Here is a 17,215-nt window from a genome sequence, read left to right on the forward strand (position 1 = left end):
CTGCAACGCTGATCCTGTGCTCTGGAACGGCAAGCTCGGCGGAAGAACTGTCCGGAGCCGCTCAGGCATTCAAGCCGCTTCCCTCCGACGCCATGGCAGACTACCAGCTTGGCGGAGCCTATGACCCTCCCGCCGGGACAAATGTCGTCGTGCGCGACAGCACCGCTACGCCGGCCCGAGGTCTGTACAACATATGCTATGTCAATGGTTTCCAGACACAGCCCGGTGTCGCGTGGCCGCTCGACCTTCTGGTCAAGAACAGCAAGGGTAAACCGCTTGTCGATCCGGAATGGCCGGATGAACATCTTCTCGACATCTCTTCGGAGAAGCGCCGAGCCGCTATCCTGGAGCGCCTTGCCGTCACCATTTCCGGTTGCGCGCGCGCAGGGTTCAATGCCGTCGAGTTCGACAATCTGGATTCCTTCACAAGGTCGAACGGTGCGCTCAAACACGAAGATGCGGTCGCATTCGCAACATTGCTGGTGAGTGCCGCTCATGGGCACGGACTGGCGGCTGGACAAAAGAATGCACCACAGCTTTCCGACCGGGAGCGGAAGCAGATAGGGTTCGATTTCTCGGTTTCCGAGGAATGCCACCGCTACGACGAATGCGCCGGGTACACACGATATTACGGCGAGCAGGTCATCAACATTGAATATGTCGATGATCTTCGCGGGCGTTTTGCCGACATCTGCGCGGCCCCGACCACGCCACGCGATACCGTTCTTCGCGATCGCGAACTCAAACCCGCACAGCGCAAGGGTTACCGTTACGATCACTGCGTCAAGCATCGGCCTGCCCGGCAATAGCCGGTGCTGGAAATCGCTCCGGCCTGGTAACACGCTCGCTAGAACGTGGCTCGTGCGGAACAGGTCCTGATCCTAGTCCTTGCGGAAGAAGTCGGGATAATCCTCGACGGCCGCCGCGATCACCCGCAGCGATGCCGCAATCCGCAGCGCCTCCGCGCCGCCGGCGGCTGCGATATCGGCGGCATCCTTGCGCATCGCGGCTATGCCGGTCTTCCAGGATTCGCGTGGCGCGCGCACCAGAAGGTCGCGCGCCAACTGTCGCAGCGACTCGGCGATGGAAACCGTCAGCGCCGGTGGAAGCGTGCCGGCCGCCTGTTCTGCGCGCAGGCGCAGCACTTCCAGCCCGACCGTCACCGAGGCGATGCTGCCTTCGAACAGCCCTTCATATTTGCGGCCTGCCTGCTGCGCCAACGGCATCAGCTGGTTGACGCGGTCATAAGCAAGGCTTTCGAAAGCCGAGCGGCGCGGAACGCGCTCATGCAGGCAGAGACGCACCAGATCCTCGCGCATGGCACCAGCGATGCGATTGACGGTGACCCTGGGGTCGACCGGCAGCACGACCAGAAAGACGCCGATGGCGATCAGCATGCCGACCAGCGCCGCGACCGGACCGATGAAGAAGCCGGCCGGATCATAGGCCATGCCCTGATGCGGGCTGAGAAAGGCGAGGAAGTTGATCGCGAAGGCCGTGGCGACGCCGACAAGGCGCGGATTGGCCATGGCTAGGGCGGCAGGAACCAGAACCGGTACGACGAACAGCGCGAACCAGCCGAAACCGGGCAGAAGCGGCAAGGCAAGCTGGCCGATGAGGAAGGCGAAGGGCAAGGCGAGCAGCGAGCCCTTGAAGAAACCCCAGGCGACCTGCGCGGGGGCGGGCCGGGACGCGAACAGGCTGGAGACGACGGCGACGAGGATGACCGTGCCCGCCGCCTCCGACCATCGCGTCGCCAGCCAAAAGGCGGCGACGAGCATAGTGGCGACCGTTGCGCGGATGGCGTTGCGCCAGGCTGCGTGGTGGTCGCGATGCACCACCAGCGCCGGCTGTCGGCGCTCGCGCATCGCCCTTTCGGTTTTCGGACGGCGCAGTGCGTCCAGTCCGCGCAGTGTCTCCCGCAACGACTGCGCGAATTCACCGGCGACGGTCAGGCGCGTGACGGTGCCGACCGGGTCCTCGCCTTCGCCGGCGAGACCGTCGGGAATGCGACGCGCTTCGCTGGCGATCGCATCGAGCCTTTCGATCCAGGGCTTCGTATCGCCAAGCGCATGCGGCGTGCTGGACAGTTCGGAAACCAGTGCCTTCAGCTGGCTGCGCACGGGCAGAAGGGCGGCATTTTGCGGCGCGGCGTGGCTGTGCAGCATGCGCGCGGCCGACAGCGCCGACAGAAGATGGCCAATGGTGCGGCGCACCGGATGAGCGCGCGTGGCGAGGCTCGGCGCTTCCAGCCGCGCATAGGCCCGCATCTCTCCCAATGTCTGGGTGTCGGCGATCAGCTTGCGGTAGGTGGCGTCGAGTTTGGCCGGATCGGCGCCGGAAAAGGCGCCCTCGGTATAGGCCGCGAGATCAAGGATGCTGCGCTGTAGCCGGGCGTTGATCGCGGAGCCGGCGAGCTTGGGCAGGATGAGCCGGCTTGTTATGGCGGCGCAGACGATGCCTAGCACGATTTCGATGCAGCGAGCGGAGGCGAGTTCGGTGACGAGATGCGGCTGGCCGAAGGCAGGCAGGCCGATGATCATCGCCGTATAGCCGGCAAGTGCGGCTCCATAGGCCTCAGGATTGCGCAGCAGCGACGAGACGAGCGTGCAGAGCCCGATCCACAGCGACAGCACGGCCACGAACAGCCAGGGACTGCCGCCGAACAGCCAGGTGACGCCGATGGCGGCAGCCGCGCCGACGATCGTGCCGACCAGCCGGTAGAACCCTTTTGCCAGCACCATGCCGGCAACGGGCTGGGCGACGATGAACACCGTCATCATCGCCCATTGCGGATGTTCGAGCTTGAGTGCGTAGGCGGCGAACAGTGCGATCAGTGCGGCCGTTGTCGTCCGCAGCGCGAAGATCCAGTCGGAACGGGTCGGCTGAAGCGATCCGGCGAAGGTCGCATCGACCCGTTCCTTAAGCGTCGCCCAATTCACGGCTTCATCTCCGGGCCAGGGCGAAAACCTCAGATGTCCAGCGCATCCGCCGCGGCGAACTCCGCCCGCTCCTGGATGAAGCGGAAGCGTGCCTCGGGTTTGGTGCCCATCAGCGCGTCAACCGCATCCTTGGTCGCCGTTTCCTCGTCCAGCACGTCGACCCGGAGCAGCGTGCGCTTCCTCGGGTCCATGGTCGTTTCCTTGAGCTGGCTGGCCATCATCTCGCCAAGGCCCTTGAAGCGGCCGATCTCGACCTTGCCGCGGCCGGTGAACTCGGTGCGCAGCAATTCGTCCTTATGGGCGTCGTCGCGGGCATAAGCGATCTTGCCGCCCTGGCGGATCGAGTAGAGCGGCGGCACCGCCATGAAGAGATGACCGCCACGGATCAGCTGCGGCATCTCCTGGTAGAAGAAGGTGATGAGCAGCGAGGCGATATGGGCGCCGTCGACGTCGGCGTCGGTCATGATGACGACGCGGTCGTAGCGCAGGTCCTCGTCGCGGTATTTGGAGCGGGTTCCGCAGCCGAGTGCCTGGACCAGATCGGAAATCTGCTGGTTGGCGGCCATTTTGTCATTGCCGGCGCTGGCGACGTTGAGGATCTTGCCGCGCAGCGGCAGCACCGCCTGCATCGCGCGATCCCGCGCCTGCTTGGCTGAGCCGCCGGCCGAATCGCCCTCGACGATGAACAGTTCCGCGCCCGCGGCTGCGTTCTGCGTGCAGTCGGCCAGCTTGCCGGGCAGCCGCAGTTTGCGCACCGCGCTCTTGCGCGAAACTTCCTTTTCCTGACGCCGCCGCACGCGCTCGTCGGCGCGGGCGATCACCCAGTCGAGCAGCTTGGAGGCTTCCTGCGGATTGTCGGCCAGCCAGTGGTCGAACGGATCGCGGAGCGCCGATTCCACGATACGTATCGCTTCGACCGTCGCCAGCTTGTCCTTGGTCTGGCCAACGAATTCGGGCTCGCGGATGAAGACCGAGAGCATGCCGGCGGCCGAGATCATCACGTCTTCGCTGGTGACGATCGAGGCGCGCTTGTTGCCGACGAGATCGGCATAGGCGCGCAGGCCGCGCGTCAGCACGTTGCGGAAGCCCATCTCATGAGTGCCGCCATCGCCGGTCGGGATGGTGTTGCAGTAGGAGTTGACGAAGCCGTCGCCGCCAAACCAGGTGACCGCCCATTCGACCGAGCCGTGGCCGCTTTGCTTGTCGCTCTTCCCGGCAAAGATTTCGCGGGTGACCTGCATCTCGTCGCCGAGCGAGGCTTTCAGATAATCGCCGAGACCGCCGGGGAAATGGAATTCGGCCTTGGCCGGCGTCGGGTCCTTGTCCTTGATCAGGGCGGGGTCGCACGACCAGCGGATGTTGACGCCGCCGAACAGATAGGCCTTCGAGCGGGCCATGCGATAGATGCGCGCTGGTTCGAAATGCGCGCCCTTGCCGAAGATGTCGGGATCGGGATGGAAGCGTGTCCTGGTGCCGCGCCGGTTCTGCACGTCGCCCAGGAACTCCAGGCCGCCTTGCGGTATGCCGCGCGAAAAACGCTGCCGGTAGAGCTTGCGACCGCGCGCCACCTCGACCTCGCAAACGTCCGACAGTGCGTTGACGACCGACACGCCGACGCCGTGCAGACCGCCCGAGGTTTCGTAGACTTTCGAGTCGAACTTACCGCCGGCGTGCAGCGTCGTCATGATCACTTCGAGCGCCGACTTGTCCTTGAACTTCGGATGCGGGTCGACCGGGATGCCGCGACCGTTGTCGGTGACGGTGAGGAAACCTTCGGCATCCAGTTCCACCTCGATGAAGGTGGCGTGGCCTGCCACCGCTTCGTCCATCGAGTTGTCGATGACTTCGGCGAAGAGGTGGTGCAGCGCCTTCTCGTCGGTGCCGCCGATATACATGCCGGGCCGGCGGCGCACCGGCTCAAGGCCTTCCAGCACCTCGATGTCGGCGGCGCTATAGCCCTCGCTGCCATCCTTGGTTGCTGGCTGGGCGCGCTTGGCTGCCTGCACGAGCGGATCGGCCGGTCGCGATGTCGCGCGCGGCTGCTGCTGGGGCTGCTTGTCCGGATTGCCGAATAGGTCGTTCATTTCGTCCATGGAAGGCCGGGAATATTGGAAAACGAATCAGGAAACAATATTGGCACGCTTTGCCGGCCGGATCACGGCGGTTCGTGTTCCGTTCATGGCGGCCGACCGTCTACCCTGAACAGAGAGGTCTCGTAAACCATCTCGTAAGTTTCTCGTGTCGGTTCATGCTAGCTTGGCCCAAGATCGGCGATCATAGGGTATGACGCCGACGGCGTTGAATATCGGGGAAGCGGGGCCATGCTGGACTTTCAGTCCTTGCTGCTTGCGGCAGCATTGTCGGGAGCATGTCTCAGCGTAACCATGCTGGTCATCTGGACAGCAACGCGCCAGAGCCGGTATTTCCTGACGGCCTCGATGGGATTGGCACTGCTTGCCATGCATGTGGTGGCGTTCTGGCGCTACGGCATTGAGCCGAGGCCCTGGCTCGGTGCGTTGACGCTTGCGCTCCTTCCGACCGGCTTCTCGCTCATCCTGATCGCCGCGGCGCAGTTCTACGGACGTTCGGAGGTCACACGCCAGGCCCCGCTGGCGGTCGGGCTGTCGATCCTCTCTACCACTTTCTTGATGGTCGTCGGGCTGGATGGCGCCGCCTTCATGGCGGAATATCTGTGGTCGACCATCCTGCTTGTGTGGATCGGCTGGATCTTCTGGCAGAACCGCGCCGAGTTCCCGGCGCTGATCGTGCTGATGTCGACGCTGTTCGGCATTTGCTCCGTCTCGTTCGCCTTGTGCGGCATCGTGTTGCTCGTCGACGGCCGCTGGGTGCTCGGCGGAGCGCCCGACAATTGGGCGGAGCGCATCAACATCATCATTTCCGTGGCGTGCCTGACAGCCCTCGGCGCGCTGCCGATGACCATGCACAATCTGCGTGCCGCGGCCCGCCACCGCTCGGAAGCCTTGACCGACGCTTTGACCGGATTGCGGAACCGTCGCGCCCTGGTCGAGGACTATCCGAAAAAGGCCTTCGGCGAGCAGATGGCCGTCGTCATGTTCGATCTCGACCATTTCAAGAACACCAACGATGTCCATGGGCATTCGACGGGCGACGATGTGTTGCGGCGCTTCGCTGAAGTGATGAGCGGGAGCCTGCGCGCCGGCGACAGCGCGTTCCGGCTGGGCGGCGAGGAGTTCGCGCTGGTGATCGCTCGTGTCGAGGGCAATTACGTCGAAGCGACGGCGCGCCGCATCCTTGTGGATTTCGCCGCGGAGGAAATCGTTACCCCCGCAGGGCCGTTGCGCTGCACCGTCAGCGCCGGTGTCGCCTTTGGCAAACCGGGCGGCGTGACGCTCAGTGACATGCTGACAAGGGCCGACCGCGCGCTCTATGAGGCAAAGCGCGCGGGCCGCAACCGCGTCGCTGTCGACGGGTGGATCGCCGGGCCGGTTCATCGCCCCGCCCGGCGTGCCTGAACGGCGCCTTATTCGGCGGCGCCGAGATATTCCGACACCGGCGGGCAGGAACAGACCAGGTTACGGTCGCCGGCGACGTTGTCGATGCGCGACACCGGCGGCCAGTATTTGGCGGCGGTGTCGGGGTCCGAAGCCGGATAGGCGGCTTCCATCCGCGAATAGGGATGGGTCCAGTCGCCTGCCAGCGTTTCGGTCGCGGTGTGCGGGGCGTTGACCAGCGGATTGTCGTCCTTCGGCCATTCGCCCTTGGCGACCTTTGCCGCTTCGTTGGCGATCGAGATCATCGCTTCGCAGAAACGGTCGAGTTCGGGCTTGGGTTCGGACTCGGTCGGCTCCACCATCAGCGTTCCAGCCACTGGCCACGACATGGTCGGTGCGTGGAAGCCGTAGTCGATCAGCCGCTTGGCGACGTCGTCGACGGTGATGCCGGCATTGTCCTTCAACACGCGGGTGTCGAGGATGCACTCATGCGCGACCCGCCCGTTGGCGCCCTTGTAGAGCACCGGATAGTGCGCCTCCAGCTTTCTCGCGATGTAGTTGGCCGACAGGATGGCCGCCTCGGTCGCCTGCTTGAGACCCTGCGCGCCCATCATGCGGATATACATCCAGGTGATCGGCAGGATCGACGCGCTGCCGTAAGGCGCCGCCGAAACCGGGTGGTCCGTACCGTGATCGATGTGACCGGGCAGGAACGGCGCCAGATGCGACTTGACGCCGATCGGGCCAACGCCCGGACCGCCGCCGCCATGCGGGATGCAGAAGGTCTTGTGCAGGTTCATATGGCAGACGTCGCCGCCGATGTCGCCCGGGCGGGCGAGGCCGACCAGGGCGTTGAGGTTGGCCCCATCAAGGTAGACCTGCCCGCCATTGTCATGGATGAGCTGGCAGAGTTCCTTCACACCCTCCTCGAACACACCGTGCGTCGAGGGATAGGTGATCATCAGCGCCGCCAGATTGGTGGCGTGGGCGGCAACCTTCGCCCGCATGTCCTCCATGTCGATATCGCCGCTCTCGGTGCAGCGCACCACCACCACTTCCATTCCGGCCATCGCGGCACTTGCCGGATTGGTGCCATGCGCGGAGGAGGGGATGAGGCAGATGTTACGATGCGTATCGCCACGCGACAGATGATAGTGGCGGATTGCCAGGAGACCGGCATATTCGCCCTGGCTGCCGGCGTTGGGCTGCAGCGACACCGCCTGGAAGCCGGTGATCTCCGCCAGCCAACGCTCGAGGTCGTCCGTCATTGCCTTGTAGCCCTTCGAATGGGCCTTCGGCGCGAAGGGATGCATGTTGGCGACACTCGGCCAGCTGACCGGGATCATCTCGGCCGCTGCGTTGAGCTTCATGGTGCAGGAGCCGAGCGGGATCATGGTGCGGTCGAGCGCCAGGTCCTTGTCCGCCAGCTTGCGCAGGAAGCGCATCATGTCGGTCTCGGAGCGGTTCTGGTGGAAGACCGGTTGCGACAGGAAGCCCTTTATCGCACGCGGCTTGCCGGGCAACCGGCGATCCGCCTTCTCGGGAACGGTCGCGCCGAACAGCGCGGCCACGGCCTGCAGATCGGCCTCGGTCGAGGTCTCGTCGAAGCAGATGCCGACGAGATCGTCGTTGACCATGCGCAGCAGGCGTCCGTCCGTCTGGGCCTCCTTGGCCTTCGCCTTGGCCTGTCCCTTCACCTCGACCGTCACTGTGTCGAAGCGGTTTTCGCCCAGAACTGTGTGCCCCTTGGCTTTCAAGGCAGCGGCCAGCCGGGCAGTCAGGCCGTGGACATGGTCGGCGATCGCCTGCAGTCCTTCCGGGCCGTGCCAGATGGCATAGGCGGTCGCCATATTGGCGAGCAGCGCCTGCGCCGTGCAGATGTTGGAGGTCGCCTTGTCGCGGCGGATGTGCTGCTCGCGCGTCTGCAAGGCGAGGCGGAAGCCGGGCCGGCCCTTGGAGTCGACCGACTGGCCGACCAGACGACCGGGCATCAGGCGCGTCAGCTTGTCGGAGACCGCGCAATATGCGGCGTGCGGGCCGCCAAAGCCGATCGGCACGCCAAAGCGCTGCATGGAGCCGACCGCGATGTCGGCGCCAAGGGTCGCCGGGGTCTCGCTGACAACAAGTGCCAGCGGATCGGCGACGAAGATGACGACCGCGCCGGCGGCCTTGGCTTCGGCGATCTTGGCCGAATGGTCGCCATAGACACCATAGGTGTCCGGCCAGGCAACCACGAGAGCGGCGGTGTCTTCATCGATCGTGTCGCCGTCGACCTCGATGCCGAGCGGTTCGGCGCGGGTAACGACGACGTCGCGGGTCTGCGGATGCAGCTTGTTGGCGAAAGCGACCTTGTTGCGCTTGTCGCGGTGATGGCGGAAGGCCATGCCGACGGCTTCGGCCAGCGCAGTGGCCTCGTCCAGCAGCGAGGCGGACGCCACCGGCAGGCCGGTGAGTTCCGTCACCAGCGTCTGGAAGTTGAACAGCATCTCCAGGCGACCCTGGCTGATCTCGGCCTGATAGGGCGTGTAAGCCGTGTACCAAGCCGGGTTCTCGAACAGGTTGCGCAGGATGACGGGCGGCGTGTGCGTGCCGTGGTAGCCGAGGCCGACGAAGCTTTTCAGCACGACGTTGGTCGACATTTTCGCGGCGAGCTCGGCCAGCGCTTCCGCTTCGGAAGCGGGTGCCGGCAGGTCGAGCGGACGGTTCAGCCGGATCGATTTCGGCACGGCCTGCGAGATCAGCGTTTCCACCGATGGCACGCCGATCGTCGCCAGCATGGTCCGGGTATCGGTCACGCTCGGCCCGATATGCCGGGTTGAGAAGGGGTAGGGTGATGCAGTCATGATATCGTGTCCTGCCTTAGCCGATATGGGCTTTGTAGCCGGCCTCGTCGAGGAGCCCGGCAAGCTGGCCTTCGTCGGCGAGCTTCATCTTCCAGAGCCAGCCGTCGCCGGTGGCGGCGGAATTGACCAGCGCGGGATCGCCGGACAGCGCGCCGTTCACTTCGGTGATTTCGCCATCGAGCGGCGCGTAGACGTCCGATGCCGCCTTGACCGACTCGACCACGACAGCGGTCTCGCCTTTGGTCAGCTTGCGGCCGATTTCCGGAAGGTCGACGAACACCAGGTCGCCAAGCTGTTCCTGTGCGTAGTCGGTAATGCCGACAGTCACGACGTTGCCGTCGACGCTCAGCCATTCATGGTCTTCGGTGAAATAGGTCTTGGCCATTTTCAAATCATCCTTTGCGGTAGCGATGAGGCGTGAAGGGAAGGGCGCTGACTTCGACCGGAATTTTGGTTCCGCGAACGTCGGCGAAGAGTTTGGTGCCGGCCTTGGCCAGCGGGGTGGAGACGTAGCCCATGGCGACCGGATGGCCGGCCGAGGGACCGAAGCCACCGGAAGTGACGGTGCCGGCCGGATTGCCGTCGGCGTCGAACAGGGCAGCGCCGCCGCGTACCGGCTGGCGGCCTTCGGGCTTCAGGCCAACGCGCTTCTGCGCCGGGCCGGTCGCCACGATGCCGCGCAGGGCTTCGGCGCCGATAAAGGTGCCGTCGGCGCGAATTTCCTTCGGCACCGCCCACATCAGGCCCGCGCTGGCGGGGTTGATATCCGGGCTGATGTCGTTGCCGTGCAGGCAAAGGCCGGCTTCGAGGCGCAGGCTGTCGCGGGCGGCAAGGCCGATCCACATGACCCGATCATCGTTGAGAAGCTTGGTGACAAGCTCGCGGGCACCGTGCTCGGGCAAGCCGATCTCGAAGCCGTCCTCGCCAGTGTAGCCGGAACGGCTGATGAAACCGCGAACCTGGCGTTGCTGGCCGGTCATGAAGGCGAGGGATTCAGTGCCTATTCCCGCCTTCGACAGCACTGCGGCTGCCTCGGGTCCCTGGATCGCGAGGAAGACAACGTCCCACGGCGTGATCTGGACATCGTGATTACTCGCGACGGCGCGCAAATGCGTCTCGTCGGTGGCGGCATTACCTGCATTGGCGACGACCATGAAACGATCGGCTGCGATGCGGGTGATAATCAGGTCATCGATGATGCCCGCATTTTCGTTCAGGAAAAACGTATATTTGGAATGCTCAATTTCCAGTTTGCCGGCGTCGATCGGGCAAGCCCGGTTGAGCACGGCTATGGCGCTTGGTCCCGCCACCTCAAGCAGCTTCATATGCGAGATGTCGAACAAGCCGACATGTTCGCGCGTGTGCAGATGTTCCTTCATGACGCCGGCCGGATAGGTCAGCGGCATGGACCAGCCGGCAAAGGCACCGAATTTGGCGCCCGCGGCTCTATGCAAATCCTCGAGTGGAAGGGTCTTGGTGGTATCGCCCGTCATATCTTCTCCAGAGCAGCACAATGACCGGCCGCAGGATGCGACCGCTCCGTGCCCCTCTGTCTGAAGCCTGAGAGACTCGCGCCCCGGAACTCTGTCGGAAGCGCTTACACCTTCGGCGCGAGGGCTTTGGCTGCCCCCGACTTTCCAGAGTGTCTTTCCTGTTTACGGTTCTTTTGCCTGAGAGATTTCGGGCGATTTCCCCTTCGGCGGCAGCGGATGCTGCTCTCTCCCGCAAACAGGTGAGGCCTCTTGCGAAGCCCCAGACGACTCATCCTTAGCCCTACCGCGACGGAATGTCACCTGTGTGCGACGTCTTTTGTCGAGGGAGACGAGCCTGCGAGCACGCTTCGCACCGGAAAGTGATTGCGGCGCACCGTCATCCACCTGGAACAAAAAACCGCCGAGACGGAACTGCGCCTCGGCGGCTGGGAGGAAAACATGACCGGGCGGCGGTTGCCGCCCGTGATCGTCAGGCGGCCAGCACGGCCTTCGGCTCGACCATCTCGTAGCCGAGCGCTTCGGCAACGGCGCGGTTGGTGATCTTGCCCCTGTGCACGTTGAGGCCGTTGCGCAGGTGATGGTCGTCGATGATGGCCTTGAGGCCCTTGTCGGCAAGCTGCAGGCCGTAATGCAGCGTGGCGTTGTTCAACGCATGCGCCGAGGTGACCGGGACGGCACCTGGCATGTTGGCGACGCAATAGTGGATAACGCCGTCAACCTCATAAGTCGGGTCTGCATGGGTGGTGGCATGCGAGGTCTCGAAGCAGCCGCCCTGGTCGATGGCGACGTCGACCAGCACCGAGCCCTTCTTCATGCCCGACAGCATTTCGCGCGTCACCAGCTTCGGAGCGGCGGCACCGGGGATCAGCACGGCGCCGACGACGATGTCGGCCGAGAAGCACTCTTCCTCCAGCGCCTCGACGGTGGAGTAGCGCGTGTGGACGCGGCCGCCGAAAATGTCGTCGAGCTGGCGCAGGCGCGGGATCGAACGGTCGATGATGGTGACGTCGGCGCCGAGGCCGGCCGCCATCTTGGCGGCATGCAGGCCGACGACGCCGCCGCCGAGAACGGTGACCTTGCCCGGCAGCACGCCCGGCACGCCGCCAAGCAGCACGCCGCGGCCGCCATTGGCCTTCTGCAGAGCGGTGGCGCCGGCCTGGATAGACAGGCGGCCGGCAACTTCCGACATCGGCGCCAGCAGCGGCAGGCCACCACGGTCGTCGGTCACCGTCTCATAGGCCACGGCCGTCACGCCGGAAGCCAGCAGGCCCTTGGTCTGTTCCGGATCGGGAGCGAGGTGGAGATAGGTGTAGAGGATCTGGCCTTCGCGCAGCTGCGCCCATTCGTTCGGCTGCGGTTCCTTGACCTTCACGATCATGTCCGACTTGGCGAACACGTCGCTGGCGGTCTTTGCAATGGTGGCGCCGGCGGCGCGGTAGGCATTGTCGTCGGCGCCAATACCGGCACCAGCGCCGGTCTCAACCAGCACTTCGTGGCCATGGGCGACATATTCGCGAACCGAGCCCGGCGTCAGTCCGACGCGATATTCGTGGTTCTTGATTTCCTTGGGGCAACCGACGCGCATTTCAGTGATCTCCTCTCGGCCTTTGCAGGCCTGTTCCCTGTAAGGGAAACAGTGAACCACCAATCGACACGCATGTGTTTGCGAATACGCTTGTCGGCAAACGTGATTATCGATAATCCTTGCGCAAATATAACACTTCTTCGCAGGAATCGCGAACAATGCCGCTCGACAAGATCGATATCGCCATACTCGACACTTTGCAGAAGGATGGCCGGATCCCCAATGCGGCCCTTGCGGAGCGGGTGGGCCTGTCTCAGTCGGCCTGCTCGCGCCGGCTCGACAATTTGGAAAAATCCGGTGCTATTCGTGGCTATCATGCGCGTCTTTCCAACGCAGCACTTGGCCACCAGATGACGGCGATCGTGCATATATCGCTGTCGGGGCAGTTCGAAAAGACGCTGTCGGATTTCGAAACGGCGATCAAGCGATGCCCGAACGTCTTGTCCTGCCACCTGATGTCGGGCGAATACGACTATATCCTGCGTATCGCCGCGCGCGATCTTGCTGACTATGAGCGCATCCACAAGGAATGGCTTTCGGCCATGCCGCATGTGACGAAGATCAACTCGTCCTTCGCCCTGCGCGAGATCGTCGACCGCACGGCGATGGGGCTGAAACCCGAGATGGCGTGACGTTACGCCAGTTGCTTGTGGGCATAGTCGCCGGGCTGCTTGAAATCGGCCTTGCGCGCCCGCATTTCTGTTGCATTGCGCAACAGGTGTTTCATGAACAGTGAATTGCATCATGTCGTCGTGGTCGGCGCCGGATTTGGCGGTCTTGAACTGGTGCGGGCCCTCGGCAAGGCGCCGGTGCGCGTCACGCTGATCGATCAGCGAAACCACCATCTTTTCCAGCCGCTGCTCTATCAGGTCGCTACCACCTCACTCGCGACCTCCGAGATCGCCTGGCCGATCCGCCACCTGGTGCGTCACGAGAAGGCGGTGACCACGCTGCTCGCCACCGTGACCGGCGTCGACAAGGCGAACAAATGTGTGGTGCTGGATGACGGCGATACCATCGCCTACGACACGCTGGTGCTGGCCACCGGCGCGCGCCATTCCTATTTCGGCCGCGACGAGTGGGAACAGTTCGCACCGGGATTGAAGACGCTGGAGGATGCGACGACGATCCGGCGCCATGTGCTGCGCGCCTTCGAACAGGCCGAGCGCGAGACCGATGCGGAAGCCCGCAATGCCTTGCTCACCTTCGTCATCATCGGCGGCGGGCCGACCGGCGTGGAACTCGCCGGCACCATCGCGGAACTGGCGCACGCCACGCTCCGCGCCGATTTTCGCAACATCGACACGCGCGACACCAAGGTCGTTCTCGTCGAGGCCGGTGACCGCATCCTGGCCGCGTTTCGGCCCGATCTCTCAGCCTACGCCAAACGGGCGCTGGAGCGCCTCGGCGTCACCGTCGAGCTTGGCCATGCCGTGTCGTCCTGCAACGCCGACGGCGTCGTCTTCGGTGGGCGACATCTGGCCGCGCGCAACATCATCTGGGCGGCCGGTGTAGCAGCTTCCCCGGCAGCGCAGTGGCTGGGGGCGGAAGCCGACCGGGCAGGCAGGGCGATCGTCGAGGATGATCTGACCGTGGCGGGCCATCCCGACATCTTCGTCATCGGCGACACGGCGCAGGTCAAGCGCGCCGACGGCCGTCCCGTGCCCGGCATCGCCCCGGCCGCCAAGCAGGCCGGTCGCCATGTCGCCGCCACGCTGAAGGCCCGTCTGGCGGGCAATGATGCAAAGCGGCCCTTCGTCTACAAGCACCAGGGCGATCTCGCCACGATCGGTAAACGAGCCGCCGTGATCGATTTCGGCCGGATTTCCTTCACCGGTTGGCCCGCCTGGTGGCTGTGGGGCATCGCCCACATCTTCTTCCTGATCGGCCTTCGCAACCGGCTCGCGGTCGCGATGAACTGGCTATGGATTTACGCAACCGGCCAGCGCAGCGCGCGGCTGATCACGCAGGGCCGGCAGCCTTCGTCTCCGTAACGACCATATCCATCGGGATATCATGCGGTTGCGGATAGATCGTGACGATGCGTTGCAACTCGTAGCCGACGCCGATGACCAGCGGCTTGCGGGGCAGTGAGGCCAGCGTGCGGTCGAAGAAACCGCCACCGTAGCCAAGCCGGTAGTTATCAGGATCGATGCCCACGATCGGCGAGATGACGACGTCGGGCAGCACGGGATCGCCTTCGGCCGGGATCGGGATGTTCCAGACGCCACGGTCCAGCCTGTCGCCGTGCCGGTAGGCGCGGAAGATCAGCGGCTGGCCTTTGTCGACGACGATGGGCAGCGCCGTTCGTCCGCCGCGCTCGTTGACCGTTTCCATCCAGCCGCGCAGATCAGGTTCGCCCCGGAAGGGCCAGTACAGGCTGACCATCTTGCCTGAAACATCACCGATAGCGGCATCGAGTCCTTCGGCGATGTTGGCGGCCATTGCCGTGCGCGCGTCCGCCGATGTGGCAAGTCGTGCCGCGATCAGCCGTTCGCGCTCGGCCTTGCGCCAGCGCCGAACATCGGCCCATTCCGAAAGCGGTGGCCGATAGGCCGGATCGAGTTCATGCATGAAACAGGGCGGCGAGGAATATTGCGCTGGCCCGGCCTCGTCATCGTTGCTCATCCCGATCTCCCTTGCGTGGATCGACACTGTACAGCCTACGCCAATTCATACGCCGAAGTTTATCGTATCACGACATATCGCTACTCGAAGAGGTCGCAATCGCCGATCTGGACCGGATGTTTTAAGCCGGTCGCGTGGATGTCACGTACCCCTGCTGGACTTGCATGGCTTTTGGCGCGAGATTTGATCGGGCGTCAGGGGCAGGAAACACGCAAGCGATGAGATCACCGACCATGCCCGAGTTGCTTCCACCGATTTCCCGCCGCGCCCTTTTGGCGGGCGTCGCCGCAACTGGAGTGCTGTCTGTGCTTCATCCCTTCTCGGCGCGTGCTGCCGCCAACCAGGCTCATCTCAGGATCATGGAGACCACGGACATCCATGTGAACGTGCTGCCTTACGATTACTACGCCGACAAGCCCAACGACACGATGGGGCTGGCACGCACGGCCTCGATCATCGACGCGGTGCGCAAGGAGGCGGTCAACTCGCTGCTCTTGGACAATGGCGACCTGCTGCAGGGCAGCCCGATGGGCGACTACGCGGCCTATGAGCGTGGCATGAAGGAGGGCGATGTTCATCCCATGATGAAGGGCATGAACCTGCTCGACTACGCTTGCTCGACGCTCGGCAATCACGAGTTCAACTACGGTCTGTCCTTCCTGGACAAGGTTCTGGCCGGCGCCAATTTTCCGTTCGTCTGCGCCAATCTCATCCGCGGCACCGAACTCGGCTCCAGCCCGCGTGCCGACAAGCTCTATCTCGAACCGTATGTCATCCTCGACCGCAAGATAAAGGACGGGTCCGGCGCGGAGCATCCAATCCGCATCGGCATCATCGGCTTCGTGCCACCGCAGATCATGGTCTGGGACGCCAAGAACCTCGAAGGCAATGTCAGAACACGCGACATCGTCGAGGCGGCCAAGGCCTGGGTGCCGCAGATGAAGGAGGAGGGGGCCGATATCGTCATCGCGCTCTCCCATTCCGGCATCGACATCAAGCAAGGCGACATGATGGAGAACGCCTCCTTCTTCGTCGCCGGGGTTGAGGGCATCGACGCCGTTTTCACCGGCCATCAGCACCTTGTCTTCCCGGGCAAGAAGGATTTCCAGAAACTCGCCGGCGTCGATGCCGACAAAGGCACCTTGCAGGGCAAGCCGGCGGTGATGGCCGGGTTCTGGGGCTCGCATATGGGCCTGGTCGACCTTTTGTTGGAGCGCGACGGCAATAAATGGCGTGTCGTGTCGGCAACCTCCGAGGCGCGGCCGATCTACGAACGCGTCGACAACAAGAACAAGGCGACCGTCGGCGACGATCAGCGCATCACCGAGGCGCTGAAGGCCGACCACGAGGCGACCCTTGCCTATGTCCGCCGCCCGGTCGGCAAGACCTCGGCGCCGCTCTATTCCTATTTTTCGCTGGTCGCCGATGACCCGTCGGTGCAGATCGTCAGCCAGGCGCAGAGCTGGTATCTGAAGGACATCCTCAAGAACACGAAATGGAAGGATGTGCCGCTGCTGTCGGCGGCGGCACCGTTCAAGGCGGGCGGCCGTGGCGGCGCCGACTACTATACCGACGTGCCGGCCGGCGATATCGCCATCAGGAATGTCGCCGACCTCTACCTCTATCCGAACACGGTGCGCGCGGTGGAGATCACAGGTGCCGAGGTGAAGGAATGGCTGGAAATGTCGGCCGGCATCTTCAAAGAGGTCGAACCGGGCAAGGCCGACCAGCCGCTGATCAACACCGATTTCCCGTCATACAATTTCGACGTCATCGACGGGGTGGCCTACAGGATTGATCTGTCCAAGCCGCCGAAATACGATGCCAAGGGCAATGTCATCAATGCCGGCTCCAGCCGCATCGTCGACTTGATGTTCGGAGGAAAGCCTATTGATCCGGCCGGGAAATTCGTGGTTGCCACCAACAACTATCGGGCGGGCGGCGGCGGCAATTTCCCCGGCATCAACGAAAGCAAGATCATCTACCAGGCGCCTGATACCAACCGCGACGTGATCGTGCGCTACATTGTGGCCGAGGGCACCATTAACCCGTCCGCCGACGGCAACTGGTCGTTTGCGCCGCTGCCGGGCACCAGCGTCATCTTCGAGACGGGGCAAAAGGCCAAGGACTTCATTGCCCAGGTGAAGACCCTGAAGATCGAGCCGGCAGGTGACGGCGAAGGCGGCTTCGCCAGATACCGCATTCTGCTGTGAGGCCGGCTGTCCATCGGCCTTGAAGGGACGACCAGAGG

General features: G+C 64.0%; 12 protein-coding genes and 1 riboswitch. Of the genes, 5 read left to right on the forward strand and 7 right to left on the reverse strand.

All coding sequences use genetic code 11. The annotated features are described in order from the left end of the window. Window positions 1–92: 92 nt before the first annotated feature. A complete protein-coding gene (locus tag QFZ88_RS25080) occupies window positions 93–809 on the forward strand; it encodes an endo alpha-1,4 polygalactosaminidase (protein WP_051504805.1) in 717 nt (238 codons plus the stop codon). Between the two features lie 72 nt (window positions 810–881). Here QFZ88_RS25080 and QFZ88_RS25085 read toward each other — a convergent pair whose 3' ends face one another. Together QFZ88_RS25085 and parE are read right to left on the reverse strand one after the other, a co-directional pair. Beyond that, a complete protein-coding gene (locus QFZ88_RS25085; RefSeq protein ID WP_024924808.1) occupies window positions 882–2,942 on the reverse strand; it encodes an FUSC family protein in 2,061 nt (686 codons plus the stop codon). A 29-nt stretch (window positions 2,943–2,971) separates the two neighbouring features. Beyond that, window positions 2,972–5,035 carry a DNA topoisomerase IV subunit B gene (gene parE / locus QFZ88_RS25090; RefSeq protein ID WP_024924809.1) on the reverse strand — a complete coding sequence of 688 codons (2,064 nt, stop codon included), beginning with the start codon at window positions 5,033–5,035 and terminating at the stop codon, window positions 2,972–2,974. Between the two features lie 228 nt (window positions 5,036–5,263). Here parE and QFZ88_RS25095 point away from each other — a divergent pair, with 228 nt between their 5' ends. Further along, on the forward strand, window positions 5,264–6,436 hold the full coding sequence (locus QFZ88_RS25095) for a GGDEF domain-containing protein (RefSeq protein ID WP_024924810.1): 1,173 nt from the start codon (window positions 5,264–5,266) through the stop codon (window positions 6,434–6,436). 8 nt (window positions 6,437–6,444) lie between these two features. Here the strand turns inward: QFZ88_RS25095 and gcvP are convergent, their stop codons facing one another. From gcvP to ald, 4 genes are all read right to left on the reverse strand, one after another. Next, window positions 6,445–9,258: an aminomethyl-transferring glycine dehydrogenase gene (gene gcvP / locus QFZ88_RS25100; RefSeq protein WP_024924811.1), complete on the reverse strand. Its 2,814-nt coding sequence runs from the start codon at window positions 9,256–9,258 to the stop codon at window positions 6,445–6,447. A gap of 16 nt (window positions 9,259–9,274) precedes the next feature. After that, window positions 9,275–9,643, reverse strand: a complete 369-nt coding sequence (gcvH, locus tag QFZ88_RS25105) for a glycine cleavage system protein GcvH (protein ID WP_024924812.1) — start codon at window positions 9,641–9,643, stop codon at window positions 9,275–9,277. A gap of 7 nt (window positions 9,644–9,650) precedes the next feature. Then, entirely contained in the window at window positions 9,651–10,751 is a 1,101-nt protein-coding gene (gene gcvT / locus QFZ88_RS25110) for a glycine cleavage system aminomethyltransferase GcvT (RefSeq protein ID WP_024924813.1), read from the reverse strand. A gap of 155 nt (window positions 10,752–10,906) precedes the next feature. After that, a riboswitch (glycine riboswitch) is annotated at window positions 10,907–10,993 on the reverse strand. 227 nt (window positions 10,994–11,220) lie between these two features. Beyond that, window positions 11,221–12,336 (reverse strand): alanine dehydrogenase, encoded by a 1,116-nt coding sequence (ald, locus tag QFZ88_RS25115; RefSeq protein ID WP_024924814.1) that lies wholly within the window; start codon window positions 12,334–12,336, stop codon window positions 11,221–11,223. 158 nt (window positions 12,337–12,494) lie between these two features. On the opposite strand from ald, the gene QFZ88_RS25120 reads away from it, so the two are divergent. Further along, window positions 12,495–12,968: an Lrp/AsnC family transcriptional regulator gene (locus tag QFZ88_RS25120; protein WP_024924815.1), complete on the forward strand. Its 474-nt coding sequence runs from the start codon at window positions 12,495–12,497 to the stop codon at window positions 12,966–12,968. A gap of 93 nt (window positions 12,969–13,061) precedes the next feature. Further along, a complete protein-coding gene (locus QFZ88_RS25125; RefSeq protein ID WP_024924816.1) occupies window positions 13,062–14,330 on the forward strand; it encodes an NAD(P)/FAD-dependent oxidoreductase in 1,269 nt (422 codons plus the stop codon). Here QFZ88_RS25125 and QFZ88_RS25130 read toward each other — a convergent pair. Then, window positions 14,299–14,964, reverse strand: a complete 666-nt coding sequence (locus tag QFZ88_RS25130) for a 5-formyltetrahydrofolate cyclo-ligase (RefSeq protein WP_024924817.1) — start codon at window positions 14,962–14,964, stop codon at window positions 14,299–14,301. The genes QFZ88_RS25125 and QFZ88_RS25130 overlap by 32 nt on opposite strands. A 233-nt stretch (window positions 14,965–15,197) precedes the next feature. On the opposite strand from QFZ88_RS25130, the gene QFZ88_RS25135 reads away from it, so the two are divergent. Continuing rightward, window positions 15,198–17,177, forward strand: coding sequence for a bifunctional 2',3'-cyclic-nucleotide 2'-phosphodiesterase/3'-nucleotidase (locus QFZ88_RS25135; protein ID WP_024924818.1), 1,980 nt, complete (start codon window positions 15,198–15,200; stop codon window positions 17,175–17,177). Window positions 17,178–17,215 lie beyond the last annotated feature (38 nt).

This window comes from Mesorhizobium sp. YL-MeA3-2017, assembly GCF_030814575.1.
Taxonomy (GTDB): Bacteria; Pseudomonadota; Alphaproteobacteria; order Rhizobiales; family Rhizobiaceae; genus Mesorhizobium; species Mesorhizobium terrae.